At 67.6% G+C, this 26,064-nt stretch carries 24 protein-coding genes and 1 other RNA gene; 12 read left to right on the top strand and 13 right to left on the bottom strand.

All coding sequences use genetic code 11. The features are described 5' to 3' along the window. Positions 1-14: 14 nt before the first annotated feature. On the bottom strand, positions 15-2,858 hold the full coding sequence (locus tag AC5P8Z_RS00895; RefSeq protein ID WP_295567792.1) for a bifunctional diguanylate cyclase/phosphodiesterase: 2,844 nt from the start codon (positions 2,856-2,858) through the stop codon (positions 15-17). A 247-nt stretch (positions 2,859-3,105) separates the two neighbouring features. Here AC5P8Z_RS00895 and AC5P8Z_RS00900 point away from each other — a divergent pair, with 247 nt between their 5' ends. From AC5P8Z_RS00900 to AC5P8Z_RS00920, 5 genes are all read left to right on the top strand, one after another. Further along, the gene (locus tag AC5P8Z_RS00900) at positions 3,106-3,624 is read left to right on the top strand and encodes an RNA polymerase sigma factor (protein WP_495228306.1); all 519 of its coding nucleotides are present in this window, start codon (positions 3,106-3,108) and stop codon (positions 3,622-3,624) included. After that, entirely contained in the window at positions 3,621-4,643 is a 1,023-nt protein-coding gene (locus AC5P8Z_RS00905) for a hypothetical protein (protein WP_495227816.1), read from the top strand. Before AC5P8Z_RS00900 ends, AC5P8Z_RS00905 begins: the two co-directional genes overlap by 4 nt. Before the next feature lie 40 nt (positions 4,644-4,683). Next, entirely contained in the window at positions 4,684-5,280 is a 597-nt protein-coding gene (locus AC5P8Z_RS00910; protein ID WP_286071689.1) for an IMPACT family protein, read from the top strand. After that, complete coding sequence (locus tag AC5P8Z_RS00915; RefSeq protein ID WP_295567787.1) at positions 5,273-7,045, top strand: ABC transporter transmembrane domain-containing protein; 1,773 nt, start codon at positions 5,273-5,275, stop codon at positions 7,043-7,045. Before AC5P8Z_RS00910 ends, AC5P8Z_RS00915 begins: the two co-directional genes overlap by 8 nt. Positions 7,046-7,115: 70 nt before the next feature. Continuing rightward, entirely contained in the window at positions 7,116-7,310 is a 195-nt protein-coding gene (locus tag AC5P8Z_RS00920) for a hypothetical protein (protein WP_049428506.1), read from the top strand. Between the two features lie 231 nt (positions 7,311-7,541). On the opposite strand, the gene AC5P8Z_RS00925 is transcribed toward AC5P8Z_RS00920, so the two are convergent. From AC5P8Z_RS00925 to AC5P8Z_RS00935, 3 genes are all read right to left on the bottom strand, one after another. After that, positions 7,542-8,666 carry a prephenate dehydrogenase gene (locus AC5P8Z_RS00925; RefSeq protein WP_495227818.1) on the bottom strand — a complete coding sequence of 375 codons (1,125 nt, stop codon included), beginning with the start codon at positions 8,664-8,666 and terminating at the stop codon, positions 7,542-7,544. Continuing rightward, on the bottom strand, positions 8,663-9,571 hold the full coding sequence (gene pdxY / locus AC5P8Z_RS00930) for a pyridoxal kinase (RefSeq protein ID WP_495227820.1): 909 nt from the start codon (positions 9,569-9,571) through the stop codon (positions 8,663-8,665). The genes AC5P8Z_RS00925 and pdxY overlap by 4 nt, the downstream gene beginning before the upstream one ends. Positions 9,572-9,853: 282 nt before the next feature. Beyond that, the gene (locus tag AC5P8Z_RS00935; RefSeq protein ID WP_495227821.1) at positions 9,854-11,053 is read right to left on the bottom strand and encodes an MFS transporter; all 1,200 of its coding nucleotides are present in this window, start codon (positions 11,051-11,053) and stop codon (positions 9,854-9,856) included. 73 nt (positions 11,054-11,126) lie between these two features. Between AC5P8Z_RS00935 and AC5P8Z_RS00940 the strand changes: the two genes are divergently transcribed. After that, complete coding sequence (locus tag AC5P8Z_RS00940) at positions 11,127-11,924, top strand: AraC family transcriptional regulator (protein ID WP_295567780.1); 798 nt, start codon at positions 11,127-11,129, stop codon at positions 11,922-11,924. Between the two features lie 100 nt (positions 11,925-12,024). Here AC5P8Z_RS00940 and dnaJ read toward each other — a convergent pair whose 3' ends face one another. From dnaJ to hrcA, 4 genes are all read right to left on the bottom strand, one after another. Continuing rightward, positions 12,025-13,152: a molecular chaperone DnaJ gene (gene dnaJ / locus AC5P8Z_RS00945; RefSeq protein WP_286071683.1), complete on the bottom strand. Its 1,128-nt coding sequence runs from the start codon at positions 13,150-13,152 to the stop codon at positions 12,025-12,027. A 154-nt stretch (positions 13,153-13,306) separates the two neighbouring features. Further along, positions 13,307-15,229, bottom strand: a complete 1,923-nt coding sequence (gene dnaK, locus AC5P8Z_RS00950; protein WP_286071682.1) for a molecular chaperone DnaK — start codon at positions 15,227-15,229, stop codon at positions 13,307-13,309. Between the two features lie 181 nt (positions 15,230-15,410). Continuing rightward, entirely contained in the window at positions 15,411-15,926 is a 516-nt protein-coding gene (grpE, locus tag AC5P8Z_RS00955) for a nucleotide exchange factor GrpE (protein ID WP_286071681.1), read from the bottom strand. 63 nt (positions 15,927-15,989) lie between these two features. Continuing rightward, complete coding sequence (gene hrcA, locus AC5P8Z_RS00960) at positions 15,990-17,054, bottom strand: heat-inducible transcriptional repressor HrcA (RefSeq protein ID WP_295567775.1); 1,065 nt, start codon at positions 17,052-17,054, stop codon at positions 15,990-15,992. 115 nt (positions 17,055-17,169) lie between these two features. Between hrcA and recN the strand changes: the two genes are divergently transcribed. Further along, positions 17,170-18,831 (top strand): DNA repair protein RecN, encoded by a 1,662-nt coding sequence (gene recN / locus AC5P8Z_RS00965; protein ID WP_111112059.1) that lies wholly within the window; start codon positions 17,170-17,172, stop codon positions 18,829-18,831. A 100-nt stretch (positions 18,832-18,931) separates the two neighbouring features. Here recN and AC5P8Z_RS00970 read toward each other — a convergent pair whose 3' ends face one another. Then, positions 18,932-19,849: a LysR family transcriptional regulator gene (locus tag AC5P8Z_RS00970; protein ID WP_286071678.1), complete on the bottom strand. Its 918-nt coding sequence runs from the start codon at positions 19,847-19,849 to the stop codon at positions 18,932-18,934. Positions 19,850-19,946: 97 nt separating this feature from the next. Here AC5P8Z_RS00970 and AC5P8Z_RS00975 point away from each other — a divergent pair, with 97 nt between their 5' ends. Further along, positions 19,947-21,212, top strand: coding sequence for an SGNH/GDSL hydrolase family protein (locus AC5P8Z_RS00975; RefSeq protein WP_495227822.1), 1,266 nt, complete (start codon positions 19,947-19,949; stop codon positions 21,210-21,212). Between the two features lie 74 nt (positions 21,213-21,286). On the opposite strand, the gene fur is transcribed toward AC5P8Z_RS00975, so the two are convergent. Continuing rightward, positions 21,287-21,694, bottom strand: coding sequence for a ferric iron uptake transcriptional regulator (gene fur / locus AC5P8Z_RS00980; RefSeq protein WP_005409235.1), 408 nt, complete (start codon positions 21,692-21,694; stop codon positions 21,287-21,289). A 103-nt stretch (positions 21,695-21,797) separates the two neighbouring features. On the opposite strand from fur, the gene AC5P8Z_RS00985 reads away from it, so the two are divergent. Next, entirely contained in the window at positions 21,798-22,190 is a 393-nt protein-coding gene (locus AC5P8Z_RS00985; RefSeq protein WP_014036847.1) for an outer membrane protein assembly factor BamE, read from the top strand. A 35-nt stretch (positions 22,191-22,225) separates the two neighbouring features. On the opposite strand, the gene AC5P8Z_RS00990 is transcribed toward AC5P8Z_RS00985, so the two are convergent. Then, positions 22,226-22,483: an RnfH family protein gene (locus AC5P8Z_RS00990; RefSeq protein ID WP_075674726.1), complete on the bottom strand. Its 258-nt coding sequence runs from the start codon at positions 22,481-22,483 to the stop codon at positions 22,226-22,228. Between the two features lie 3 nt (positions 22,484-22,486). Continuing rightward, the gene (locus AC5P8Z_RS00995) at positions 22,487-22,912 is read right to left on the bottom strand and encodes a type II toxin-antitoxin system RatA family toxin (protein WP_286071676.1); all 426 of its coding nucleotides are present in this window, start codon (positions 22,910-22,912) and stop codon (positions 22,487-22,489) included. A gap of 57 nt (positions 22,913-22,969) precedes the next feature. Here AC5P8Z_RS00995 and smpB point away from each other — a divergent pair, with 57 nt between their 5' ends. Then, entirely contained in the window at positions 22,970-23,473 is a 504-nt protein-coding gene (smpB, locus tag AC5P8Z_RS01000) for an SsrA-binding protein SmpB (protein ID WP_286071675.1), read from the top strand. Between the two features lie 75 nt (positions 23,474-23,548). Here smpB and AC5P8Z_RS01005 read toward each other — a convergent pair whose 3' ends face one another. Further along, entirely contained in the window at positions 23,549-24,121 is a 573-nt protein-coding gene (locus AC5P8Z_RS01005; protein ID WP_286071674.1) for a hypothetical protein, read from the bottom strand. 218 nt (positions 24,122-24,339) lie between these two features. On the opposite strand from AC5P8Z_RS01005, the gene ssrA reads away from it, so the two are divergent. Next, positions 24,340-24,693: a transfer-messenger RNA gene (ssrA, locus tag AC5P8Z_RS01010) on the top strand. A gap of 165 nt (positions 24,694-24,858) precedes the next feature. Next, entirely contained in the window at positions 24,859-26,064 is a 1,206-nt protein-coding gene (locus tag AC5P8Z_RS01015) for a tyrosine-type recombinase/integrase (RefSeq protein ID WP_495227824.1), read from the top strand.

Below are 26,064 nucleotides of genomic sequence, written 5' to 3' on the forward strand. Positions count from 1 at the left end.
CCGCACGCGGCAGCTCAGGCTGCCGCGTGCGCCCACGGTGCGGGCCGGCCCAGCAGATACCCCTGGCCGTAATCGCAACCCAGTTCACGCAGTGTATTCCGCTGCGCCTCGGTCTCGATGCCTTCGCCAATGGTCTCGATGCCCAGCGTACGCGCCAGCGACAGCACGCCCTCGACCAGCGCGCGCGTGCTCTGCATTTCCGGGCCATGCAGGCCGGCGATGAAGCTCTGGTCGATCTTCAAGGTGCTGATCGGGAATCGGTGCAGGTAGGACAGCGCCGAGAAGCCGGTGCCGAAATCATCCAGCTGCACCTGGATGCCGCGCTCGCGCAGGCCCTGCAGGATGCGCAGCGTGTGCGGGGCATCGTCGAGCAGCGCCACTTCGGTGATCTCCAGCCGCAGCCGGCGCGGATCGGCACCGCAGCTGTCGAGCAGTCCGAACAGGCGGTCACTGAACTCGGCGGAGCGGAAATGCCGGGGCGAGACGTTCACCGAGACGTAGCCTTCGCCCCCCTGCGCCAGCCCTGCGATGACCTGCTCGTAGATCAGCCAGTCGACCTGTTCGATCAGGCCGCTCTCTTCACCCAGCTCCAGGAATGCGCCCGGCAGCAGCAGGCCACGGCGTTCGTGCTGCCAACGCAGCAGCGCCTCATGACCGACCACTTCGCCGTCGGACAGGCGCACGATCGGCTGGTAGAACGGCAGGAAGTCGCGGTTGTTGATCGCACGGCGCAGATCGGCTTCCAGGTCCAGGCTGCGCATGGCTTCCTCGCGCATGTCCTCGTCGAAGATCGAGCAGCGATCATGGCCCTGTGCCTTGGCCCGGTACATCGCCGCATCCGCATCGCGCAGCAGTTCTTCACCCGTGCGGTAGCGCGGATTCCACAGGGCGATGCCGAGACTGCCCGACGGGAACAGCTCGCGCCCGGCGATCCACATCGATTCCTGCAACGCCAGCAGCAGGCGCTGGCCGAAGTCCAACGCCTGCGCCAGGCCCTGCGGACACTGCAGCAGCACCGCGAACTCATCACCGCCCAATCGTGCAACGACGTCCTCGGCACCGGCCATCGACACGATGCGCTTGGCCACCTCCACCAGCATGCGATCACCGGCGGCATGGCCGATGCTGTCGTTGACCAGCTTGAAGCGGTCAAGGTCGAGGAACAGAACGGCGAACACCGGCCCGCCCTCACGCTTGGCCAGTGCCAGCGCGTCCTGCAGCCGATCCAGCAGGTGCAGGCGGTTGGGCAGGCCGGTCAGGGCATCGTGCATGGCCTGGTGGGTCAGCCGCTGCTCCGCACGCAGGCGCTCGCCGATCTGGCCAAGCAGTTTCTCGTTCACTTCAGCCAGTTCGCGGGTGCGTTCTTCCACGCGCTTTTCCAGCTCGGCATGCGCCGAACGCAGCCGCTGCTGGTCGCGCTGGCGGGCCAGCCCGGTACCGATGTTCTGCGCAACGAAGGTCAGCAGGCGCTGGTCGTGCACGCTGAAAGTGCTGTTCTGGCTGTAGCTCTGCACCACGATCGCGCCGACCACTTCGTCGTCGCGCAGCAGCGGCACGCCCAGCCAGCAGTGCGAGCGCGCACCGTGCTCGCGCACTTCGCCGGCCGCCAGCAGGGCATCGATCTGCGCGCGCGAAGCCAGCAGCGGGCGCCGGTTGCGCACCACGTATTCGGTCAGGCCGCGGCTGAACGGCCGCGGTGCGCGGCTGGCGTTGTGCTCGTCCACCGAATACACGAAGTCCAGGCCGTTACCGGCGGCGTTGACCAGGGCGATGTAGAAATTGCGCGCATCGAGCAGGCGCCCGACCACGCCGTGCACCTGGCCATAGAACTGAGCCAGGCTGTCGGCCGACATCGCCATCTCGGCGATGTTGTAGAGCGCGGTCTGCAGCTGCTCGGCACGGCGCCGTTCGGCTACTTCGTCCTGCAGGCTGCGGTTGGCGCGCTGCAGCTCCTGGGTGCGCCGCTCCACCTGCTGCTCCAGCCGTACCTGCGCCTGGCGGCGGTCCATCGCGGTCTGTACGTGCTGCGCGACGAACCCCAACAGGGCGCGCTCGGCCTCGCCATAGCGGGCGGCACGCTCATAGCTCTGTACCACGATGGCGCCACAGACACGGCCATCGCGCAGCATCGGCACGCCCAGCCAGTCCAGGCTTTCGGGGCCGCGCTGCGGGTCGTGCTCCTGTTCCACCACCTGCGCCAGCAGCTCGCGTGACGGGCCACTGAGCGGCTTGCCATGACGCAGCAGCGCCACGGTCAGGCTGCGCGGCATCTCGCTGGCATCGTGGCTCTGCGAGGGATCGGCAACAAAGTCATCCACCTGGTCGGCGAAGTACAGGAAGCGGATCTGGTCGCGCGCGTCGTCGTACTCGACGATGTAGCAGTTCTCCGCGTACATCAGCGTGCCCAGCACCCCGTGCACGTGGCGCAGCATCTCGCCCATCTCCAGGTCGGCGCCGGCCAGATCGGCGATCTGGAACAACGCCTGCTGCAGCCGCTCAGCCTCTTCCAGGGCCTTGATCTGCCCAGCCTGTCGCCCGCGCTGCAGGGCCAGCTCCATCGCCTGCCGGGCCAGCCCCCACCAGGCCGGCGAAGGCGCTGCATTGGCCACCGACAACAGCAGCCGTGCACCGTCGTACTCCCAACCGTGCTGGCCATCGCCAACGCCGGGTTCCACGAACGCGGCGCCGTCGTTCACGACCGAGGGCCAGCCGCGCTGGCCACGCCCCAGCTGCGGGTCGTCCCAACCGACCCGGACCACCGCCGATTCAGGCAGCAGCGCATGCAACGCCCGCACCAGCGCCGTGCTCAGCACGGCCTCGTGTGGTGGCTCTTCCGCCGGTTCTGCATGCGTGGACAAATGACAATCTCTTGGCGCCGTCTAAGCGGCGCCTCCCCTGAGCCGCCGAGCATAGCGCGCCACCCGGGGGGCAATGGAAGCCCGTAAACCCCGATTCGTGCGCCCGTGCGTTTTTCCTGCTGTCCGCAGCCCCTTCCGAGCCATGAATCTCGCCCTGCCCGCCCCCGCCACCGGCTATGCGCCATCGTCTGCAGGCCTTACCCTGTACGTCGTGGAAGCCAGCGCACTGCCAACCGATGAAGCCTTGATGCTGGCCTGGGCCGGTGGCGACCTGCGCGCGTTCGAGAGCCTGTATGCACGCCACCGCAAGCGCCTGTTCGGCTTCCTGCTGCGGCAGCTGCGCGACAACGCGCTGGCCGAAGAGATCTTCCAGGACGTGTGGCAGCGGGTGATCAGCGCGCGCGCCGGCTGGCAGCCGGAGGCCGCATTCAGCACCTGGCTGTTCCGGATCGCCCACAACCGCCTGAACGACCATTGGCGTGCGGCCCGGCACCGCCCGACTGCCCCGGCCGACGCCGACCTGCGCCTGGCGGCGATCGAAGATGGGCAGACCCCGGAAGCAGAGCTTTCCGAATTCGAACAACGTCGCCGCATCCAGCTGGCGATGGAGCAACTGCCGCCCGAGCAGCGCGAAGTGCTGCAGCTGCGACTGGATCAGGAACTGAGCCTTGAGGAGATCGGCCAGATCACCGGCGTCGGCCGGGAAACCGTGAAATCGCGGCTGCGCTATGCGATGGACAAGCTGCGTGCGGGACTGAACGCATGAACCGAGACGAACACCTGACGCCGGAAGAACGCGAGCTGGCGCGCCTGCTCGGCCGTCGCGCCGAACAGGCACCGCCGCCCGCGCTGGACGCCGCCATCCTGGCCGCGGCCCGCGCAGCCGTGGACGCGCCGGCGGCGGCGGCCGCGCCGGATGCACCACGCAGGCAGCGCACGCGCCCGCGCTGGCCGGCGGTGTTCGGTATCGCCGCCTCGATGGTGTTCGCGATCGGCATCGCCTGGCAGCTGCGTCCGGAACCGCCGCCGGTTCCGGCAGGCGAGGCCGCTGTCGCTGCGGCACCGGCTGCGGCAGACGTCGCGGCCGCCAATCAGGTCGCTGAGAGCAGTGCAGCCGACAGCACGGCTGCCGCTTCGGAAACCGCCGCCGCACCCGCGGCACCGCAGGCAGCCCCTGTTGCCGCCCCTCCGGCACCGTCCGCCGCGCGCGCACCCAGGCCTGCGCCGGCCGAAATCGCTGAAGTACCCGCCCAGGCTGCTCGTTCGATGGCGGCGGATGCGGCCGCCGATACGTCCTTTGCCACGCTCCCGCCCGCCCCGCCCGCCCCGGCCGCAGCGCCGGCAGCAGCACCGCCCGCACCCGCCGCCTACTCGGTACCCGCACCTGCGCCTGCACCTGCACCTGCACCTGCACCGGCATTGGCGCCCGCCCCGGCAGGCGCGTTGAAAGCACGTACTGCCGAGGCGCCGGCGGCCAACGGTGCCGATGCCGGACGGGCGCGGGCGCTGGATCGGGTAGAGATCACCTCGATGAAGCGCCAGGCCCCGAGCCGGTCTGCCCCCGGCATCATGCGCCGTGGCGCCGATCCGGGGCTCAGTGCGGATGCGGTGCAGGCCGAAGTGGACGCCGACGCACAACTGCCGCGCCGCCAGTGGCTGCAGAAGATCCGCGCGCGCCGCGACGACGGCCAGCGCGACCTGGCCCGCGCCAGCCTGGAGCGCTACGTACAGCAGTATCCGGAAGCACGCCTGCCGCGCGACCTGCGTCCGCTGCTGGACGACTGAATCGGACAGTGACCTCCGGCAACCCCGTAGAATGACGGGGATGCCCGATACCCTCGCCCAGCCGGTCAGCCACACGCTGGAAGTCAAACACAGCCGTTTCATCGCCCATGCCACGCCGATCGACGGCGCTACGGCGGCGATGGCATTCCTGCAGCAGGTGGCGGTGATCGACGCCACGCACAACTGCTGGGCCTACCGGCACGGGCAGGACTATCGCTCCAGCGACGATGGCGAGCCCGCCGGCACGGCCGGACGACCGATCCTTGCGGCGATCGACGGCCAGGGCTTCGACCGGGTGATGGTGGTGGTGACGCGCTGGTTCGGCGGCATCAAGCTCGGGGCGGGCGGCCTGGTCCGCGCTTATGGCGGCGCCGCCGCCGAGTGCCTACGCACCGCGCCGCGCCTGCCCCTGGTGGCCATGGCGCGCCTGCGGCTGCTGGCCGGCTTCGAGGATCTGGGCACTCTGCATGCTGCCCTGCCCGCCTTCGGCGCGGACAAGCGCGACGAACAGTTCGACGCCAGCGGGGTGTGCCTGAGGGTCGAATTGCCGGCTGATCAGGTCGACGCATTGAAAATCCGCCTGCGCGACGCCACCCGTGACCGTATCCGCATACAAGATGACGACCAGGATGACTGACAAGGACGACGCTCCCGCTTCGACCCCGCCGCTGCGCCGCCTCGGCAGCCTGCGTACGCTGTGGCCGTTCGTGCGCCGCCACAGCGGCCTGTTCACCGCCTGGCTGCTGGCCCTGGCCGTCTCTTCGGCGGCGACGCTCAGCCTGCCACCGGCCGTGAAGCAGATGATCGATCACGGTTTCAGCAGCGGCGGCCAGATCAACCGCGCCTTTGCCCTGCTCATGCTGGTGGCGGTGGTGATGGCGCTGGGCACGGCCGCACGCTTCTACTTCGTGTCGCTGCTGGGCGAGAAGGTGGTGGCCGATCTGCGCAGCCAACTGTACGCCCACCTGATCCACCTCGGCGCAGGTTTCCATGACCGCAGCCGCAGTGGCGAACTGGTTTCGCGACTGACCGCCGACACCGAACTGCTGCGCAGCGTGGTCGGCTCGACCATGTCGGTCGCCCTGCGCAGCAGCGTGACCGTGGTCGGCAGCCTGGCCATGCTGTTCGTCACCAGCCCGCGGCTGGCGGCGTGGTCGCTGCTGGGCATTCCGCTGGCCGTGCTGCCGATCATCATCGGCGCGCGCAAACTGCGCACCGTCGCCCGCAACAGCCAGGACCGCATCGCCGATGCCAACAGCCTGGCCAGCGAGACGCTGGGCGCGGTGCGTACGGTGCAGGCACATGCGCGCGAGCCGTACGAGCGTGGCCGCTTCGACCACGCACTGGGCGATGCCATCAAGGCCGCACGCCGCCGCATCGGTGCGCAGTCGCTGGTCACCGCCAGCGCCATCCTGCTGGTATTCGGTGCCATCGTCGGCGTGCTGTGGCTGGGCGCCCACGATGTCATCGAAGGCCGCCTGAGCGCCGGCACCCTGGGCCAGTTCGTGCTGTACGCGCTGATCGGTGGTGGCTCGGTGGGCGCGCTGGCCGAAGTATGGAACGAACTGCAGCGCGCGGCCGGCGGCATGGGCCGGATCGGCGAGCTGCTGGAGGAAGACATCGAGATCCGTGCGCCGGCACAGCCGCATGCGCTGCCGCAGCCGCTGCGCGGCGAGATCCAGTTCGACGACGTGGTCTTCCACTATCCGCAGCGACCGGACCAGGCTGCGCTGGATCACTTCAACCTGCATGTGCGCCCCGGTGAGACTGTGGCCCTGGTCGGCCCCTCGGGTGCCGGCAAGAGCACGGTGCTGTCGATGCTGCTGCGCTTCCACGATCCGGCTGCCGGGCGCATCTGCGTGGATGGTATGGACGTGCGCCAGGTCGACCCGGCCGAACTGCGTGGTCAGCTGGCGCTGGTGCCGCAGCAGCCGACGCTGTTCGCCGCCAGTGCACGCGACAACATCCGCTACGGCCGCCTGCAGGCCAGCGATGCCGAGGTCGAGGATGCCGCGCGCGCGGCCGAGGCCGATGGTTTCCTGCGCGCGCTGCCGCAAGGCTACGACAGCGAGCTGGGCGAGCGTGGCGCACGCCTGTCCGGCGGCCAGCAGCAGCGTGTGGCAATTGCACGTGCACTGCTGAAGGACGCACCGATCCTGCTGCTGGACGAAGCCACCAGCGCACTTGACGCCCAGAGCGAGTACGGCGTGCAGCAGGCACTGGAACGGCTGATGGCCGGCCGTACCACGCTGGTGATAGCGCACCGCCTGGCCACCGTGCTCAAGGCCGACCGTATCGTGGTGATGGACCAGGGCCGCATCGTAGCCGAAGGTACGCACGCGCAACTGCTGGCCGAAGGCGGTCTGTACGCTGAACTGGCACGCCTGCAGTTCATCGATTGATGACGGCCGCCTAACATCGCCAGGGCGAAGCTGGCGGCGCATCAACAGCATCCACTGAAGGAGGTGCGCGATGTCGTTCCGTCAGTTCCCGGCCGTCGACAGCCATGGCGAAAGCCACATCATCATCGAGTTCAAGCCCGAGGCGAACGGCAGCGGGCACCATTCCGAAGCCACGCCGCGCTACGAGCTCGACGACGGCCGACTGCTGGTGCGCAATGGCCGCGAATTCACCACCAGTGGTGGCGAGTTGAGGCTGACGATCTGAGGTTCGCGGGGCATGGCTCGGCGCTACCGGATTTCGCATCGCGCTGCCCTGGCGGGTGTCGACCTGGGTCGACACGCTTTTCGCCGGACGCAGCCGTGCACGACTCGACGCCACAAAAAGGCGTGATCAATTTTTGACCAACCATCTTGACAGCCTTGGCTGCCAAGGGTTGCGCGCGGTTATCCACATGTTTGCGCAGAAATCATCCACACCGCCTGTGGATGAATGCGCTCAGCCGAGCACCCGCCCAATGCCGCTGGCGTCCACCTCGGCCGCCGCCGTTGCGATCGCCACCGCATCGCTGCCTGCAACGAATCCAATACGGAAATGGACTTCGCCGCCGGGCGTGCGCGAAGAATGGATCGACGCCAGGCTGATGCGGTGCTGCTCGAACACGTTCAGCAGTTCACGCAACGACCCCGGCCGGTCTTCCGGCAGGTGCACCGACAGCGCATTGCGCTCGGTCAGGTCGGCCAGCAGATAGCCCACCCGTTCAAAGGTGTAGTTGCCCTCGGCCAGCGCCTGCTCGCCGAACGCACTGCGATTGGCCGACAGCAGCTGCTCACGGAATGCGCTGCGTGCAGCGTCGTCACCCTGCCCCACTTGGGCCTGCAGGGCCTGCAGGTGGGCGACCAAGCGCTCCAGCATCGGCGCCACGTACGGGTTGCCGAACTGGATGTCCTCGTAGATCGCCGGGTTCAGTGACAGGATGCGCGAGATGATCGCGGTATCCAGCTCGAACGACGCCGAACGGTAGGGCATCATCGCGGCCAGATCACCCAGCTGCGGCTGATACTGGCGCAGCACGCCGGCCTGGGCCAGGTGGGTCGCATGCACCATCGCCTGCACCAGCGCCATCATCTGGTCGTGGTGCTGCGGCGTGGCGCGCACGCATTCGGCCTGCAACGCCTCGCACAGCGTATCGACCCACGGCTGCCAGTCCTGCAGCCGCGCTTCGCAGACCACCATCACCCGGCCCTTCAAGGTGGGTGCCTTGGGCGGCGCGGTCATCGGGTGCAGCCCGACCACCTCCGCCAGCGAGGCCAACATCGCCTGCACCGGCGCCTCCTTCACCGAGGTCACGTCCAGCCACAGTCGGTCGCGTTCACGGCCTGCGGACTGCCGCACGTACTCGGCGATCAATGCGGGCGTGTGCCGGATCGGCGCCGAGAACACCAGCACGTCGGCCTGCGCCAGCAACTGCTCCGGCGTATGCGATTGCGGATCCGCCGGATCGTGGCCGATCACCGGCAGCTGCATGTGCTGCTGGAAGAAGCCGGTCAACCAGCGCCCGTAGGCGCCAGCACTACCCACGATGCCGACCGTGCGTGGCGTGCGCGTGTGCAAACCGCTCATGCCACGCGTTCGGCGCGGAAGCGCGTGCCTTCAGCCAATGCTGCAGGCGCCGCAGCGATCACGTCGAACTCCTCGAAGCCATGGGCCAGGGTTGCTTCCAGCGCCGCATGGGTACCCGCGATCGCACGCGAGATCGCCTGCTGCATCGATTCACCGCGCAGCAGGAACGACACCACCAGCGACATCAGCACATCGCCGGTGCCGGCCACGTCCACCGGCAGCAGCGGCGAAGTCCATCGCCAGGTTTCCTCGCGACCGACGGCCAGCGTCACCAGTTCGCCCGGATTGCCGCCCACGCTGTGCGCGATCACCCAGTGCGGGCCACGGTCCAGCAGCGTGCGTGCGGCGGCGATGGCATCGGCCTCGGCCAATGCCGGCATGCCGGTGAGGCGATTGAGTTCGAAGGCGTTCGGTGTGACCAGCCACGCATGCGGCAGCAGGCGCTCGGCGAAGATCGCTTCCAGGCCCGGCTCCACATAGGGGCCGGTGTGGGTGTCACCAATGACCGGATCCAGGCAGTAACGCAGCTGCGGGCAGGCCGGCAGGATATCGTCCAGCCAGTCGGCAAACGCGGCGCCGTTGGCAGTGCTGCCGAAGTAACCGGAGACGAGCATCTTCGCCCGCTGCGGCAGGCCACGTTCGCGGGTACCCAGCAGCAGGTCGGCGAACCAGTCGGCCGGCAGCACGCGGCCACGGGTGGTGTCGTAGAACGGCGCATTGCTGAGCAGCACGGTCGGGATTTCGGCTACGCGCACGCCGAGGGCGCGCATCGGTGGCACGGCGGCGCTGTTGCCGGCGTGGCCGTAGACAAGCTGCGACTGAACCGAGATGACATCGATCGGCGACGGGCCGTCGGGCCGCTGGCGGCGGCCGTGGACCAGGTGGCTATCAAGGGATTCGCTCATGACCGCATTCTACGCCCAAGGGGGTTTTCGGCAGGGCTTGCAGCCCTGCACCTGCTCAATGCAACGGCAAAAGCCAAAGCCAGAGCGGCATTCCATGAGATGGCGGGGCGGTGTCGGAGTGCGGGGTGTCAGCGGCATGGATGCCGCTGCCAAGCCTACAGGGACGTACTTGCAGCGTCCCCCGCAACCGGGCCCACCCCGCCATCCCACGGAATGTGGGCTTTTGACGGTGACGTTGATTCAGCAGGTGCAGGGCTGCAAGCCCTGCAAACCCACCCTCCCTCAGTGAACAGCAGGCCGCGACGGCGGCAGCCACGCCGCCACGATGCCGAGCAACGGCAGGAACGCGGTCAGCTGGTAGACGTATTCGATGCTGGTCTTGTCCGCCAGCAGGCCGAGCACCGCCGCCCCCAGTCCGCCCATCCCGAATGCAAAACCGAAGAACAGCCCCGACACCATGCCAATGCGGTGCGGCATCATCTCCTGCGCATAGACCACGATCGCCGAGAACGCCGACGAAAGCACGAAGCCGATCAGCACCGCCAGCACCGTGGTCCAGAACAGATCCGCATGCGGCAGCATCAGTGCGAACGGCGCCACGCCCAGGATTGAAGTCCAGATGATCGGCTTGCGCCCGATGCGGTCACCCAGCGGCCCCCCCAGGAAGCCACCGGCAGCGGATGCGACCAGGAACGCGAACAGGTGCAGCTGGGCCTGCGCCACCGGAATGCCGAAGTGATGGATCAGGTAGAAGGTGAAGTAGCTTCCGATGCTGGCCATGTAGAAGTACTTGCTGAAGATCAGCACCAGCAGGATCGCCAGCACCTTGGCCACGGTGCGCGACGGGTGGCGCGGGGCCATTGACGCGGTGCTGGCCGGACGCGGGGCGCCCAGGTGCAGCGCGTACCAGCGGCCAACATAGGTCAGCAGCGCGATGCCGATCAGTGCGGCGCCGGCAAACCACGACGCGGCATGCTGGCCATACGGCACGATCACCGCCGCAGCGATCAGCGGGCCGAGCGCGGTACCGAAGTTGCCGCCGACCTGGAACACCGACTGCGCGAAGCCATGGCGCCCCCCAGAGGCCAGCCGCGCGATGCGCGAAGCTTCCGGGTGGAAGATGGCCGAACCAATACCGACCAACGCTGCGGCCATCAGCACCACCGCGTAGTTCGGTGCGAAGCCGAGCAGCAGCATGCCGCACAGGGTCGAGGCCATGCCGATCGGCAGCGAGTACGGCGCCGGGCGGCGGTCGGTGGCCGCGCCGACCAATGGCTGGAAGATCGAGGCGGTCAGCTGGTAGGTCAGCGTGATCAGGCCGATCTGGGTGAAGCTGAGGTTGAAGCCGCCCTTGATCACCGGATAGATGGCCAGGATCAGCGACTGCATCATGTCGTTGACCACATGCGAGGTGGAAATGGCGGCCAGCACGCCGGGAGCCACCGGGCGTGAGGGTGTTGCGGGGGAAACCAAGGCAGACATGGACGCAGGTCAGGTTGGGGGCGAGCCACGCATGCTACGGTTGCGCTCTCTTCCCTTCTGCCGCGTTCGGGTCATGGCCTATCGCAAAAAGGACATTGCCGGCGACGTCGACCCGGCCGCACCGTGGCGCGATGTGCCGCTGCACCGCCCGGTCACCTACCGCGTGACCCAATACCCTGCCGGCACCCACATCGCAGGCCACAAGCACCAGCGCCACCAGCTGGTCTACGCCATCTCCGGGCTGATGGTGGTGCGCTCGGAAGTCGGTCGCTGGGTCGTGCCCTCCACCCGCGCGATCTGGATGCCGGCCGGCATGGTGCACGCGGTGGACTGCATTGCCGCCGTGCACATGCGCAGCCTGTACATCGATCCGTCGTTCGCGCCGCAACTGCCGGCCGAGCCCTTCGCGGTGCAGGTGGCACCGCTGCTGCGCGAACTGCTGCAGGCAGCCACCCTGATCAAGGGCGAGCACATCGAGGACAGCCGCGATGGCCGCGTGGTGCGCCTGCTGTTGGACGAACTGCATCGCATGGACGTATTGCCACTGCACCTGCCTGCGCCAAGCGACCCGCGCCTGCAGCGGATCTGCCAACACCTGCAGAAGCATCCGGGTGACGACGCCACGCTGCTCGACTGGGCGCAGGCGCTGGAGGTGGACGTGAAAACCATCCAGCGGCATTTCGCCGGCGAACTGGGCATGACCTTCGGGCAGTGGCGGCAGCAGGCGCGGCTTCTGGCCGCCTTGGAGCGACTGGCGGTCGGCGACAAGGTCATCGATGTGGCGCTGGCGATGGGCTACGACAGCCCGAGCGCGTTCACCAGCATGTTCAAACGGCAGCTGGGGCAGACGCCGGCGGCGTTTTTCCGATGATCCTTTGAACGGCATCCACGCAAGGCGTGAATCCACTGCACCACAAACGACAACGCCGGGCATGGCCCGGCGCTATCGTTCATCGCTTCCGTCGAAAAACTCAGGACGTCATCCGGTCCCAGAAGCCCTTCACGCCGTCGATGAAAGTGGCCGATTTCGGCGAATGCTTGCGCGCTTCCTCGCCGACGAAGGTGGCTTCGAACTGTTCCAGCAGCTTGCGCTGCTCGTTGGTGAGGTTTACCGGCGTCTCCACCACCACGCGGCAGTACAGGTCGCCTTCGCTGCGGCTGCGCACCGAACGCACGCCCTTGCCGCGCAGGCGGAACAGCTTGCCGGTCTGGGTCTCGGCCGGGATGCGGATCTCCGCTTCGCCACCGAGGGTGGCCACGCGCACGGTGTCGCCAAGCGCCGCCTGCGAGATACGGATCGGCACTTCGCAGTGCAGATCATCGCCATCGCGCTGGAAGATGGCATGCTCGCGCACGCGCACTTCCACGTACAGATCACCCGGCGGCGTACCGGCCGGGCCGGCCTCGCCCTCGCCCTGCAGGCGGATGCGGTCGCCGGTGTCGACGCCGGCCGGCACCTTCACCGACAGCACCTTGTCTTCCTCGACACGGCCGTTGCCGTGGCAGGTCTTGCAGGGCTTGGCGATGATCTGGCCGCGGCCGCCGCAGTTGTGGCAGGCCTGCTGCATGGCGAAGATGCCGCGCTGGATGCGCACCTGGCCGCGGCCATGGCACACATTGCAGGTCTCGACCTTGCCGTCTTCGGAGCCACTGCCATCGCAGTCGCCGCATTCGGCCAGGGTCGGGATCTCGATCCGGCGCTCGACGCCGCGCACGGCCTCTTCCAGGTCCAGCTCCATCACGTAGCCGATGTCGGCACCGCGACGGGCCTGGCGCGGACCACCGCCACCGCCGCCAAAGATGTTGCCGAAGATATCGCCGAAGATATCGTTCATGTCCGGACCGCCCGGACCGCCACCACCGCCCATGCCATGCTCGAACGCGGCGTGGCCGTGGCTGTCATACATGCGGCGCTTGTTGCCGTCGGACAGCACTTCGTAGGCTTCCTTGCACTCCTTGAAGGAGGCTTCGGCCGCCGCATCACCCGGGTTGCGGTCCGGGTGGAACTTCATCGCGCAGCGACGGTAGGCCTTCTTCAGTTCTTCGTCGCTGGCGGTGCGGGCAACGCCCAGCACTTCGTAGTAGTCGCGCTTGCTCATAAGGTGAATCAGTTTCCGGAAAGTCGGGATTCGTCAAAGCGGAAGAGCGGAACCAGGTCCGCTCTTGCGTCGGGCGCCCCGACACGCCGGGCGGCGGTCAGGACCCTGGTACGACAACGGGACGCTGGCAGGCAGCGCCCCGTGTCGGTCCGGATCAGGACTTCTTGTCGTCCTTGACTTCGGTGAACTCGGCGTCCACCACGTCATCCGCCGCCTTGCCTGCGTTGCCGGCGTCGCCACCCGGGGCACCACCCTGGTCAGCCGAAGCAGCGGCGAACAGCGCCTGGCCGGCTTCTTCCAGCACCTTCGACTTCGCTTCGATCTGTGCCTTGTCGTCGCCCTTCATCGCGGTTTCCAGGTCGGCCAGTGCCGCCTCGACCTTGCCGATGACATCGCCGCCGACCTTGCTGCCGTGCTCGGTGATGGCGCTGCGGGTGCCGTGGATCAGGGCATCGGCCTGGTTGCGGGCCTGCACCAGTTCCTGGAACTTCTTGTCTTCTTCGCGGTTGGCTTCCGCGTCGGCGACCATGCGTGCGATCTCTTCCTCGGACAGACCCGAACCGGCCTTGATCTCGACCTTCTGTTCCTTGTTGGTCTTCTTGTCCTTGGCCGACACGTGCAGGATGCCGTTGGCGTCGATGTCGAAGGACACTTCCACCTGCGGCAGGCCACGCGGGGCCGGCTCGATGCCGGACAGGTCGAACTTGGCCAGCGACTTGTTGAAGCGGGCCTGTTCGCGCTCACCCTGCAGCACGTGCACGGTCACGGCCGACTGGTTGTCCTCGGCGGTGGAGAACACCTGCGAGGCCTTGGTCGGGATGGTGGTGTTCTTCTCGATGATCTTGGTGAACACGCCACCCATGGTTTCGATACCCAGCGACAGCGGGGTCACGTCCAGCAGCAGCACGTCCTTGACGTCGCCGCCCAGCACGCCGCCCTGGATCGCCGCACCCAGTGCCACGGCTTCGTCCGGGTTGACGTCCTTGCGCGGTTCCTTGCCGAAGAACTCGGTCACCGCCTGCTGCACCTTCGGCATGCGGGTCTGGCCGCCGACCAGGATCACTTCGCTGATGTCGCTCGAACGCAGGCCGGCATCGTTCAGGGCGACGCGGCACGGCTCGATCGACTTCTTGATCAGGTCGTCCACCAGCGCTTCCAGCTTGGCGCGGGTCAGCTTGATGTTCAGGTGCTTCGGACCCGACGCGTCGGCAGTGACGTACGGCAGGTTCACTTCGGTCTGCTGGGCGCTGGACAGCTCGATCTTGGCGCGCTCGGCAGCATCCTTGAGGCGCTGCAGGGCCAGCGGATCCTTGCGCAGGTCGATGCCCTGGTCCTTGTTGAATTCTTCAACCAGGTACTCGATGACGCGGTTGTCGAAGTCCTCGCCACCCAGGAAGGTGTCGCCGTTGGTGGCCAGCACTTCGAACTGCTTCTCACCGTCGACGTTGGCGATCTCGATCACCGAGACGTCGAAGGTGCCGCCGCCCAGGTCGTACACCACGATCTTGCGATCCTTGTTGTCGCCCTTGTCCAGGCCATAGGCCAGCGCGGCCGCGGTCGGCTCGTTGATGATGCGCTTGACGTCCAGGCCGGCGATGCGGCCGGCGTCCTTGGTCGCCTGGCGCTGGCTGTCGTTGAAGTAGGCCGGCACGGTGATGACCGCTTCGGTGACCTTCTCACCGAGGAAGTCCTCGGCGGTCTTCTTCATCTTTTCCAGCACCTTGGCCGAGATTTCCTGCGGGGCCATCTTCTTGCCGTCGCTGGTGGCCACCCAGGCGTCGCCATTGTCATGGGCCAGGATGCTGTACGGGACGTGCGCGATGTCCTTCTGCACTTCGGCGTCGGTGAACTTGCGGCCGATCAGGCGCTTCACCGCGTAGAAGGTGTTCTTCGGGTTGGTCACGGCCTGGCGCTTGGCCGAGGCACCGACCAGGACTTCGCCGTCCTTGGTGTAGGCGACGATCGACGGGGTGGTGCGATCGCCTTCCGAATTCTCGATGACGCGGGCCTTGCCGCCGTCCATGATCGCCACGCACGAGTTGGTGGTGCCGAGGTCGATACCAATGATCTTGCCCATGGGGGAGACTCCTGAGGATGCTTGTTGGGGTCAGTCCGGCCGTTCGGCCGGTGGATGAATACGATGTGGGGGAGGCTCGTGGAACATTCAAGCCATCTCCCGAACGCTGTGTTTCCGGTCGTCCGCCGCGTTCAGCGTCGGGCCGGGTGACGGGTCATTCCCGCCGCCCGGCCCTGCGGGATCAATCGGCGGCCACCACCACCAGCGCCGGCCGCAGCAGGCGCTCGTTGAGCAGGTAGCCCTTCTGGAACACGGTCACCACGCTGCCCGGGGCAGCGCCGGGGGTCGGCACCTGGCTGATGGCCTGGTGGTGTTCCGGGTTGAACGGCTGGCCGATCGGGTCCAGCAGCACCAGGCCGTTGTCGGCGGCGACCTTCAGCAGCTGCTTGTAGGTCAGCTCCAGGCCTTCGCGCAGCGGGTGCGGGTCGTCGCCGGCGGCTTTCAGGCCGGCATCCAGGCTGTCGAACACCGGCAGCAGCTCGCCCAGCAGCTTCTCGTTGGCGAACTTGCGGGCCTGCTCGATGTCACGGGCAACGCGCTTGCGCTGGTTGTCCAGGTCGGCGCGCTCACGCAGCGCATCGGCCTTGACCTGTTCGATTTCGGCGCGCAGGCGCTCGATTTCGTCGCTGGCGCCGGCGGTGGCAGCCGCATCGGCGGCACTCTGCTGGGATTCGATATCTGGCTGTTCGTGGTTCATGTCTGGGTCCCTGGCGGTCACTCTCCGCCTCCAACCACCCTAGTGTGGGCGGGATGCTGCGTTTCAAGCGTCGGATGTTCCCGGCGTGCGTCCGGTCGGTGAAAAGGCCGCGCCGAGCACATCGGCGGTGGCCTGGACCAGCGGGATCATGCGGTCGTAGGCCATCCGCTTGGGGCCGATCACGCCCAGCACGCCCAGCACCTGGCCGTTGGCCGTGTACGGCGCAGTGACCAGCGAGACGCCCTGCAGCGGCATCATCCCGGTTTCCTCGCCGATGAAGATGCGCACGCCCGGCGCCTGGATGGTCCGCTCCAGCAGCTGCAGGATCTCGCGCTTGCTGGAGAACAGCTCGAACAGCTCGCGCAGGCGCTCCAGGTCGGACAGGTCCTGCACCCCCATCAGCCGGGTCTGCCCGGCCACCAGCATGTCGTCGGCCGCCGGCTGCAGGGCCTGCTCGGCCAGCTCGATGCTGTGCGCCAGCAGCTGTTCCAGCTCGGAACGGGCGTCGCGCAGCTCCAGCAGCAGGCGGGTGCGGATCTCGGCCATCGGCAGGCCGGCGAAATGGGCATTGAGGTAGTTGGCCACCTGCTCCAGCTGGCCCGGCGCGAACTCCTGGCGGGTCTCGATGACCCGGTTCTGCACCTCGTTGTCGGCAAACACCAGGATCGCCAGCACGCGGCGCCCGTCCAGCGCCACGAAATCGATCTGGCGGAAGGCGAACTGCTCGCGCCGCGGTGCGCTGACCACGCCGACGAAGTGGCTCATCGCCGACAACAGCTCCGAAGCGCTGCCGAGCAGGGCCTGGGTGCTGCCGCCGCCGGCCAGCTCCTGGCGCAACCGGGCCAACTCGCCCTCGCCCGGCGGCTGCATCTGCAGCAGGCTGTCGACGAACACCCGGTAGCCATGCGCGGTCGGGACGCGCCCGGCCGAGGTGTGCGGCGAGGCCAGCAGGCCCAGGTCCTCCAGGTCGCCGAGGATGTTGCGGATGGTGGCCGGGCTGACCTCCAGCCCGGCCACGCGCGCCAGCGTCTGCGAGCCGACCGGCTCACCGTCCTGGATGTAACGCGCGATCAGCGTGCGCAGCAGATGGCGCGCACGCGGGGCAAGCTGGTCGGGAGAACCGTGCATGGAATCAACCTGTGAGACACGGACACTAGATAATGGCGGCGCATCACCTTGGCAAGTCATTGGACCTCCCTCGCCCGCGTGCTAGCGTTGCGCGGCTGCTGATACCCCCTTACCCATGCTCAGACATCTTTCGATCAAGGATTTCGCCGTCGTCCGCGCCACCGAACTGGAGTTCGGGCCCGGCATGACCGTCGTTTCAGGCGAGACCGGCGCCGGCAAGTCGCTGATGGTCGACGCGCTGGGCTTCCTGTCCGGCCTGCGCGCCGACAGCGGCGTAGTCCGCCATGGCGCCGCCCGTGCCGAGCTTTCCGCCGAGTTCGCGCTGGAGCAGCTGCAGGCCGCGCGCCAGTGGCTGGCCGACAACGAACTGGACGATGAGGAACAGTGCCAGCTGCGCCGCGTGATCCGCGCCGATGGCGGTTCGCGGGCCTGGATCAATGGCCGCCCGGTGACCCTGGCGCAGCTGGGCGACCTGGCCTCGCTGCTGGTGGAGATCCACGGGCAGCACGAACAGCAGGCCCTGCTGACGCGCCCGTCGCAGCTGGCCCTGCTCGACGCCTATGCACGCAACGAAAACGAACGCCGCCAGGTGCGCCGGGCCGCCGCGGCCTGGCAGGCACTGGTCGATGAATCGCTGGCGCTGTCGCAACAGGGTGACGTCAGTGACCGGATCGGCTTCCTGGAGCACCAGCTGCGCGAGCTGGACCGTGAAGACCTGGAGCCGGAGTCGATCGCCGCGCTCGGCGCCAGCCACCGCCGCCAGGCCCACGCCAGCGCCCTGCTGAGCGCCTGCCAGGCGGCCAGCAACCAGCTCAACGGCGACGACGGCAGCTCCGCACTGGACCTGCTGCAGCAGGTACGCCACGAACTGTCACGCCTGATCGAACACGACCCGCGCCTGGGCGAGGTGGATGGCCTGATCGAGAACGCGTCGATCCAGCTGCACGAAGCCCTGTCGCTGCTCGACCGGGTGCACGACGACCTCGACGCAGACCCGGAGCAGTTCGAAGAGAACGAACGCCGTCTCGGCCGCCTGCACGACCTGGCGCGCAAGCATCGCGTGCCGATGGACGAGCTGGGCGCGCAGCGCGAGCGCATGCATGCCGAAGTGGAACAGCTGCGCGGCGCCGACGAGCGCCTGCAGCGCCTGGCCGGCGAGATCGACAAGGCCGCCGCGGCCTGGCGCGTGCAGGCCGAGGCACTGACCGCCAGCCGCCGCAATGCCGCTGCCGAGCTGTCGGCCACCACCACCGGGATCATCGCCGAGCTCGGCATGGGCGGTGGCCAGTTCCTGATCGAGCTGGAGCCGCAGGATGCCGGCAAGCCCGATCCGCAGGGTGCCGAGCGCGTGGAATTCCTGGTCGCCGCCAACGCCGGGCAGCCGCCGCGCGCCCTGCGCAAGGTCGCCTCGGGCGGTGAACTATCGCGTATCTCGCTGGCCATCGAAGTGGCTGCGCTGGACCTGGATGCGGTGCCGACCATGGTGTTCGACGAAGTTGATTCCGGCATCGGTGGCGCCGTGGCCGACATCGTCGGCCAGAAGCTGCGCGCCCTCGGCGAGAAGCGCCAGGTACTGTGCGTGACCCACCTGCCGCAGGTCGCCTCCAAGGGCCACGCGCACTACCGGGTCAGCAAGGCGCCGGTGGAAGGCATGACCCAGAGCGCCGTGGAGAAGCTGGACAGCAAGGCGCGCGAGGAAGAGCTGGCGCGCATGCTCGGTGGCGTGGAAGTGAGCAAGGAGGCGCGCGCCGCTGCGCGCAAGCTGCTGCAGGTGTAACGCCGACCGGGCCGAGCATGGGCTCGGCTCTACAGGAACATCCCGAACGAAACCGACATGTAGAGCCGAGCCCATGCTCGGCTTCTGTCCGCCGGCGCTCTCACCCCAAGGGCCGCGCCAGGTCCACCGTTTCCACCAGGTAATCCAGGAACGCGCGCACCCGCAGCGGCAGGTAGCCGCCCTGCCCCAGAAACACCGCGTGCACCTCTTCCAGGTCACCGGGATTGGCTTCCTCCAGCACCGGCAGCAGGCGTCCGGCGGCGATGTCGGCCTGCACCTGGAACGCTGCCAGCCGTGCCATGCCCAGCCCACCCAGCACCAGCTGGCGCAGTGCATCGCCGTTGCTGGCACGGGCATTGCCGCTGGGCAGCAGCATCCGTTCGCGACCGTCCTGCAGCAGCGGCCACCCCTGCATCGCCCGCGCATGGCCAATGTCCAGCCGGTTGTGCGACTGCAACGCTTCCACGGTGGCCGGCAGGCCATGCCGCTGCGCATAGGCCGGCGCGGCCACGATCATCATCCGCGTCGCGCCCAGCCGCCGCGCCACCAGGCTGGAGCTTTTGAGCGGGCCAGCCCGCACCGCCACGTCGGTGCGCTGCTCCAGCAGGTCGATCACCTCGTCGTTGAGGGTCAGGTCCACGCCCACCTGCGGGTTGCGCTGCAGGAACGCCGGCAGCAGCGGCAACAGGAAATGCTGGCCGAACGGCACATTGGAGTTGACCCGCAGGCGTCCGCGCGGCTCGGCATGGGCACTGGCGCAGCGCTCGGCCTCGTCCAGATCGGCCAGCACGCGCAGGCCGCGCTCGTAGAACGCGCAGCCCTCCGGAGTCAGCTGCAGCTGGCGGGTGGAACGCTGCAGCAGGCGGGTGCCCAGCCGTTGCTCCAGCCGTGCCACCAGCTTGCTGACCGCCGAGGGGGTCATGTCCAGCGTGCGGGCGGCCGCGGAAAAGCCACCGGTCTCGATCACCCGCACGAACACTTCCAGTTCGCCGGATCGGTTGATGTCGGAGCGCGCCATGGTGATGAATCCAGTTCACAGATGATTATCCGTGCGCAGTCTAGTTCACAGATGAGGGCGGAATCACCATGGCCTTCCCTCCACCCAGGATTGCCCGATGAACCGCTTCAGCCAGCTCGCCGTCCCCGCATTGATCGTCCTGTCCGGCGCCGCCAGCGCCGCCCCGGCCCCGCCTTGGGTCGCCAGCTGGCAGGCCAGCCCGCAACCGGTCTGGGGCGCGGATTTCCTGTTCCCGCCCCTGATACCGGCGTCGCTGCACGACCAGACTTTCCGCCAGACCGCGCGCATCAGCCTGGGCGGCACACGCCTGCGCATCCGACTGAGCAATGCTTATGGCACGCAGCCGCTGCGGATCGGTGGCGCCAGCGTCGCTCCGCAGGCCGGTGCGACGCCGCAACAGCTCCGCTTCGATGGCCGGCCAGGGGTGTTGATCGGCCCCGGCCAGGAACGGCTGAGCGATCCGCTGCCGCTGGCTGTGCAGGGTGGTCAGGCGCTGCAGGTCAGCGTCTTTGTGCCGGCGCCGACGCCGCTGCAGACCTTCCACTGGGACGGCCGCCAGACCAGCTGGATCGCCCCCGGCGACCAGCACCTGGCACGCGACCTGAGCGATGCCACCGCCACCACGGCCCGATTGTTCCTGACCGGCATCGAGGTCGAGGCGCCGGCCAGCACACGCAGCGTGGTGGTGATCGGCGATTCGATCACCGACGGCGCGACCGCCAGCCTCGACCGGGACCAGCGCTGGACCGACCACTTGGCCGCGCGTCTGGCACCGCGGGGCATCGCCGTGGTCAACGCCGGCATCTCAGGTGGCCGGCTGCTGCGCGACGGCATGGGCGCATCCGCACTGGCCCGCTTCCGGCGCGATGCGCTGGATCAACCTGGCGTGGCCAGCGTGATCGTGCTGATCGGCATCAACGACATCAGCTGGCCCGGCACCGCGTTCGCCCGCGAGCAGCCCCGGCCCACGCTGGCCGAGCTGCAGACGGGCTATCTCGCGCTGGCCGAACAAGCCCACCGCCGGGGCATTCGGATCGTGGGCGCGACCCTGCCGCCGTTTGCCGGGGCCCTCCCCGGCACGCCGCTGGACGATTACTACCAGCCGGACAAGGACGCCCTGCGCCAGCGGCTCAATGCCTGGCTGCGCTCGGACAGCCCGTTCGATGCGGTGATCGACCTGGACACCGCAATGCGCGACCCAGCCGATCCGTCGCGGATGGCCACCGCGTATGACTCCGGTGACCACCTTCATCCGGGGGATGCAGGCAACCGGGCGATGGCCGGGGCGGTGGATCTGGACGTGCTGCTTGGAGGTCAGGGGTCGGCTGGGGTCGGATCCCTTTGCGCCAGCAAAGGGCTCTGACCCCAGCACGCGACCCGGCAACGAAAAACCCCGGGCAGGCCCGGGGTCTCGTCGCATCTGGCTGCTGGATCGGCCTACTTGCGCTTCTTGCGCACGTACAGCACCAGCGAGTGCTCTTCCAGCTCGTAGCCGTGGTCGGCTGCGATCTTGCGCTGCAGCTCCTCGATCTCGTGGCTCTCGAACTCGATGATCTTGCCGCTGTCCACGTCGACCATATGGTCGTGGTGGCCGCCACGGTCCAGCTCGTAGACGGCCTGACCGCCCTCGAAATTGTGCTTGAGCACGAGGCCGGCGGCCTCGAACTGGGTCAGCACCCGGTAGACCGTCGCCAGGCCGATCTCATCGCCATGCTCCAGCAGCTGGCGGTAGATGTCTTCGGCGGTCATGTGGTGCTGGGCATTGCGCTGTTCAAGCAGCGCCAGGATCCGCATCCGCGGATGGGTCACCTTCAGGCCGACTTTACGCAGGTCGTGGGTTTCCATAGGTCTCCGTTCATTGGCGATTTAGCGCCAGCTGCCTCGGATTGGGTCGCGGTGGCACGCCGGGAGTGTATCATCGGTTTGATTTCCCCAACCGCCAGTCCCGATGCGCAATCTCCTGTTGGTCGCCGCCGTCGCCCTGTCCACCACCGGGTGCGGCATCATCTACAAGCAACCCATCTATCAGGGCAACCTGATCCGGGAAGATGCCGTGGCCAAGCTGCAGGTCGGGCAGAGCAAGCAGCAGGTCACCGCGCTGCTGGGCACCCCGTCCATTCCCGACCCGTTCCACGCCCAGCGCTGGGACTACACCTCCAGCCAGCGCGTGAACCGCCTGGGCCGTACCGAAGTGAAGAACTTCGTGGTGTTCTTCGAGAATGACGCCGTGACCCGTTGGGAAGGCGACTACTTCCCGGGCAACGACAAGGCCCTGGCCCAGCAGACCGTGCGCCAGTTCGGCCGCAACCTGCCGAAGGACAAGAAGAAGAAGGGCCGCTGAGGCTCCTGCCCGTCCGCAGGGACGGGTTGCCGGGATCAACCGCCGAGCGCGCGACGCCGGCGGTTGTCCTTGGGATCGGCCAGCAGGGGGCGCAGCAGCTCGATGCGGTCCCCGTCCAGCAGCGCCTGCTGTGGACGTGCCAGCACGCCATGCACGGCGGCGGCCGGACAATCGGCACTGCCTTCAAGCGCGGCGGCGGCAATGGCGTCGGCGACGGTCGCACCCTCTTCCAGCTGCAAGCGGCGCGACAGCACCCGCTGCGGCCAGGCCAGCACCACTTCGACCTCGATCATCGATCAGGCCTCGTCGGCGACGCGGACGAAATCATTGACCATGCGATCGGCCAGCCCCTGGAAGCCGATCGCCAGGGCCGGACCGAGCAGGCGCGAGCTGGGTTCGAATTCCAGGGTGAGGGTGACCTTGCAGGCATCCTCGGCCAGCGCATGGAACTCCCAGCGGCCGTGCAGCTGCTTGAACGGGCCGTCGCGCAGCTGCATATCGATGCTGTGCGGGCGCTGCAGGATGTTCTCGGTCTGGAACCAGGTGCTGAACGAACCCAGGCCCAGGTCAAGACGCGCCACCAGCCGGTCCTCGCCCTGCTCCAGGATCTGGGCAGCCGAGCACCAGCGGAAGCGGCGCGGATAGGCCTGGACATCGTTGACCAGATCGAACATGCGAGCGGACGAATGCTCGACCAGGGCGCTGCGGCGGATAGTAGGCATGAATACAGGACGTTTCGGCAATCGACCGGGCGGGCCCGAATCGGAGACAATACGGAAATGAGCAAGAACAGCGGCAAGGATAAAGCAAAGAGCGCGACGGCCAACAAGACCATCGCGTTGAACAAGCGTGCCCGCCACGAGTACCACATCGAAGAGCGCTTCGAGGCCGGCCTGGCCCTGCAGGGTTGGGAGGTGAAGTCGATCCGCGCTGGCCGCGGCAACATCATCGACGCCTACGCCTACGTGAAGCGCGGCGAGATCTTCCTGATCGGCGCGCAGATCACCCCGTTGATCCAGGCTTCCACCCACGTGGTGGCCAACGACCGGCGCGAGCGCAAGCTGCTGCTGCACCGGAGCGAGATCGACAAGCTGGTCGGCAAGGTCGAGCGCGATGGCTACACGATCGTGCCCACCGCGATGTACTGGAGCAAGAACAAGATCAAGCTCGAAGTCGCGCTGGCCAAGGGCAAGCAGACCCACGACAAGCGCGACGCCGCCAAGGACCGCGACTGGGCGATCGAGAAGCAGCGCGTGATGCGTCGCGGCAACCGCGACGCGTAAGGCTGTAGCGCCGAGCCATGCTCGGCTTCGGCAAGAAGGGCAGCCGAGCGCAGGCTCGGCTGTAAAAAAGGCGGGTCAGCCCGCCAGCATGCCCTGCCCGCGCATGCGCGGCGCCAGCGCCGCATGCATCACCGCCAGGTGCATCACCACCGCCAGTTCCGGCGCATGGCGATCATCACCTGCGCGCCACTGCCGGGCCAGTTCGGCGGCATCGGCAGGCAACAGCGCCAGCAGCTGGGCATCATCCAGCAGATCGGCAGCGCCCTGCAGCTGGCGGGCCATCTGCCGCGACTGCCATACGTGGACACCGATACTGAGACTGGCCAGCGACATCAGGACCACGGCCAGGCCATGCTCGAACCACTGCGACAGCACTTCCGGACCCCACAGCAGGGCCGCCAGCACCGCAAGGCCCGGCAGGCGCCAGCCCAGCCAATGGATGCGCCCGCGCTGTGACCAATGCACCACCACCGCGCTGGCGACGAGTGCCGCAGCTGCCGTCGCCGGCAGCTCAGTCAGCCAGGTGGCCGCCAGCAGCAGCGCCAGCACCGCCCAGACCCAGCCTGGCGGCAACGCCCGCCGCTGGTAATCGGCACCGACCGGGCCGATCAGCTGTCGCAGGCTGCGTTGTTGGCTTGCATCGGTCACCCACAGTCTCCGTATCTGTCCTGGCTCGGATGGTCGTCGCCAGTGTGTCGCAAATTCGTGCCAATGACGTTACCAATCCGCTATGACGGCGGCTCTACAACTTGTTGCGGATGCCAAGGTGACTGTTCAGGCGTTTTGCCGTAGCATTACCAGCGTTGGGCAGGCTCTGACCGTGGCAACGCGGGATCGGCCCTGTACCTTGCAGCACTGTAGAAACCGGGGGTGCATTGGTTTCGACGGGGGTTGTGAAGTCGCCTGGCGCATGCCGAGGGGGTAGCTTTCCTCGTAAATCCAGCTGCAAAACTCTAGTTGCCAACGACGACAACTACGCTCTGGCCGCTTAAGGCCTAAGCCTCGAAACCGCTTGTGTCCATGCTCGCGGTGTAGAGTCACTATCATGGAATCGCGCTGGGTGGCTGCCTGTCAGTCCGGCACTAGAACACAACAGGCTGGTTCCCGGATGCGCTTTGCACGCCGTGCTGTTCGGGGACGAGATCCAACGGTGAGCTAAGCATGTAGTGCTGGGGATGGAGTGCCTTCGGACGGCGGTTCAATTCCGCCCACCTCCACCAACGAACGGTTCGTCAAGGACCGGAGAAGCCCGGAAACCCCCGCATCACAAGGGTTTCCGGGCTTTTTTATTGTCCGCAGCTGACCGGGGCAATCCGTTTCAATCCATGAGACGGTGGGGGTATATCAAGGGGTATCCGACCGCACCCACTGAAGCGATACCCCCAATGCCTCTGACCGACGCAGCCATCAGGCGCGCCAAGCCCAGCGACAAGCCGCAGAAAATCACCGACGGTGGCGGCCTGTACCTCTACCTCACCCCGACCGGCGCGCGCAGCTGGCGCTGGAAGTACCGCGTCGCCGGCAAGGAGAAGCTGCTGTCGATCGGCCTGTACCCGGATGTCTCCCTGGCGCGCGCGCGCGAGGCCCGCGACGAAGCCCGCCGGCTGCTGGCCCGAGGCGTCGACCCGGGCGCGCAGAAGAAGGCCGCTGCCCTCGCCCAATCCGCCTTGGGCTCGGACAGCTTCGAGACCATCGCCAATGAGTGGCTGGCCACACGCCCCTGGGTGTCCAGCTATGCGGAGAAGGTCGAAGCTTGGATGAAGAACGACGTGTACCCCTGGATTGGGTCACGCTCTGTCGCCGACCTCACCGCGCCTGACTTCCTCCGGGTGGCCCGGCGCATCGAGGACCGCGGCGCGATCGAGTCCGCGCACCGGATCATGCAGAACTGCGGCCAGATCATGCGGTACGCCGTGGCCACTGGCCGGGCCGAGCGAAACCCGGTTGCCGACCTGAAGGGAGCGCTCGCGCCGCCGAAGGAAGCCCACCACACAGCGATTACCGACCCCGTGCAGCTGGGTGGCCTGCTGCGCTCCATCGAGGCATACGGCGGATCTGCCATCACCCGGGCGGCGCTGCGGCTGGCGCCGCTGGTGTTCCTGCGTCCTGGCGAACTGCGGCATGCGGAATGGGAGGAGTTCGACCTCGACGCGGCCGTGTGGACCATCCCTGCCAGCAAGATGAAGATGCTTGCTGCGCACCTGGTGCCGCTGTCCAGGCAGGCGCTGCAGATCCTGGAGGACATCAAGCCGATTACCGGCCGGCACAAGTGGGTGTTCTCTGGCGCCCGCGATGCCAAACGCCCGATGTCGGAGAACGCCGTTACTGCAGCGCTGCGCAACATGGGTTACGACCGCACGATGATGACCGGCCACGGCTTCCGCGCGACGGCTCGTACCATTCTGGACGAGGTCCTGCACTTCCGCCCGGACATCATCGAGCACCAGCTTGCTCACGCGGTGAAGGATCCCAACGGCCGGGCCTACAACCGCACATCGCACCTGCAGGAGCGCGTGCGGATGATGCAGGTCTGGGCGGATTACCTCGATGGCCTACGCGATGGCAACGTGGTGAAGCTGCGGGCTGGATGA

It is taken from the genome of Stenotrophomonas sp. YJH_SMC_17, from assembly GCF_059371655.1.

Bases quoted from the DNA above. Each gene is read 5' to 3' on its own strand.
- AC5P8Z_RS00900 (WP_495228306.1), top strand. From the start codon at position 3,106: ATGCTGGCCTGGGCCGGTGGCGACCTGCGCGCGTTCGAGAGCCTGTAT.
- AC5P8Z_RS00905 (WP_495227816.1), top strand. From the start codon at position 3,621: ATGAACCGAGACGAACACCTGACGCCGGAAGAACGCGAGCTGGCGCGC.
- AC5P8Z_RS00910 (WP_286071689.1), top strand. From the start codon at position 4,684: ATGCCCGATACCCTCGCCCAGCCGGTCAGCCACACGCTGGAAGTCAAA.
- AC5P8Z_RS00915 (WP_295567787.1), top strand. From the start codon at position 5,273: ATGACTGACAAGGACGACGCTCCCGCTTCGACCCCGCCGCTGCGCCGC.
- AC5P8Z_RS00920 (WP_049428506.1), top strand. From the start codon at position 7,116: ATGTCGTTCCGTCAGTTCCCGGCCGTCGACAGCCATGGCGAAAGCCAC.
- AC5P8Z_RS00925 (WP_495227818.1), bottom strand. From the start codon at position 8,666: ATGAGCGGTTTGCACACGCGCACGCCACGCACGGTCGGCATCGTGGGT.
- pdxY (WP_495227820.1), bottom strand. From the start codon at position 9,571: ATGAGCGAATCCCTTGATAGCCACCTGGTCCACGGCCGCCGCCAGCGG.
- AC5P8Z_RS00935 (WP_495227821.1), bottom strand. From the start codon at position 11,053: ATGTCTGCCTTGGTTTCCCCCGCAACACCCTCACGCCCGGTGGCTCCC.
- AC5P8Z_RS00940 (WP_295567780.1), top strand. From the start codon at position 11,127: ATGGCCTATCGCAAAAAGGACATTGCCGGCGACGTCGACCCGGCCGCA.
- dnaJ (WP_286071683.1), bottom strand. From the start codon at position 13,152: ATGAGCAAGCGCGACTACTACGAAGTGCTGGGCGTTGCCCGCACCGCC.
- dnaK (WP_286071682.1), bottom strand. From the start codon at position 15,229: ATGGGCAAGATCATTGGTATCGACCTCGGCACCACCAACTCGTGCGTG.
- grpE (WP_286071681.1), bottom strand. From the start codon at position 15,926: ATGAACCACGAACAGCCAGATATCGAATCCCAGCAGAGTGCCGCCGAT.
- hrcA (WP_295567775.1), bottom strand. From the start codon at position 17,054: ATGCACGGTTCTCCCGACCAGCTTGCCCCGCGTGCGCGCCATCTGCTG.
- recN (WP_111112059.1), top strand. From the start codon at position 17,170: ATGCTCAGACATCTTTCGATCAAGGATTTCGCCGTCGTCCGCGCCACC.
- AC5P8Z_RS00970 (WP_286071678.1), bottom strand. From the start codon at position 19,849: ATGGCGCGCTCCGACATCAACCGATCCGGCGAACTGGAAGTGTTCGTG.
- AC5P8Z_RS00975 (WP_495227822.1), top strand. From the start codon at position 19,947: ATGAACCGCTTCAGCCAGCTCGCCGTCCCCGCATTGATCGTCCTGTCC.
- fur (WP_005409235.1), bottom strand. From the start codon at position 21,694: ATGGAAACCCACGACCTGCGTAAAGTCGGCCTGAAGGTGACCCATCCG.
- AC5P8Z_RS00985 (WP_014036847.1), top strand. From the start codon at position 21,798: ATGCGCAATCTCCTGTTGGTCGCCGCCGTCGCCCTGTCCACCACCGGG.
- AC5P8Z_RS00990 (WP_075674726.1), bottom strand. From the start codon at position 22,483: ATGATCGAGGTCGAAGTGGTGCTGGCCTGGCCGCAGCGGGTGCTGTCG.
- AC5P8Z_RS00995 (WP_286071676.1), bottom strand. From the start codon at position 22,912: ATGCCTACTATCCGCCGCAGCGCCCTGGTCGAGCATTCGTCCGCTCGC.
- smpB (WP_286071675.1), top strand. From the start codon at position 22,970: ATGAGCAAGAACAGCGGCAAGGATAAAGCAAAGAGCGCGACGGCCAAC.
- AC5P8Z_RS01015 (WP_495227824.1), top strand. From the start codon at position 24,859: ATGCCTCTGACCGACGCAGCCATCAGGCGCGCCAAGCCCAGCGACAAG.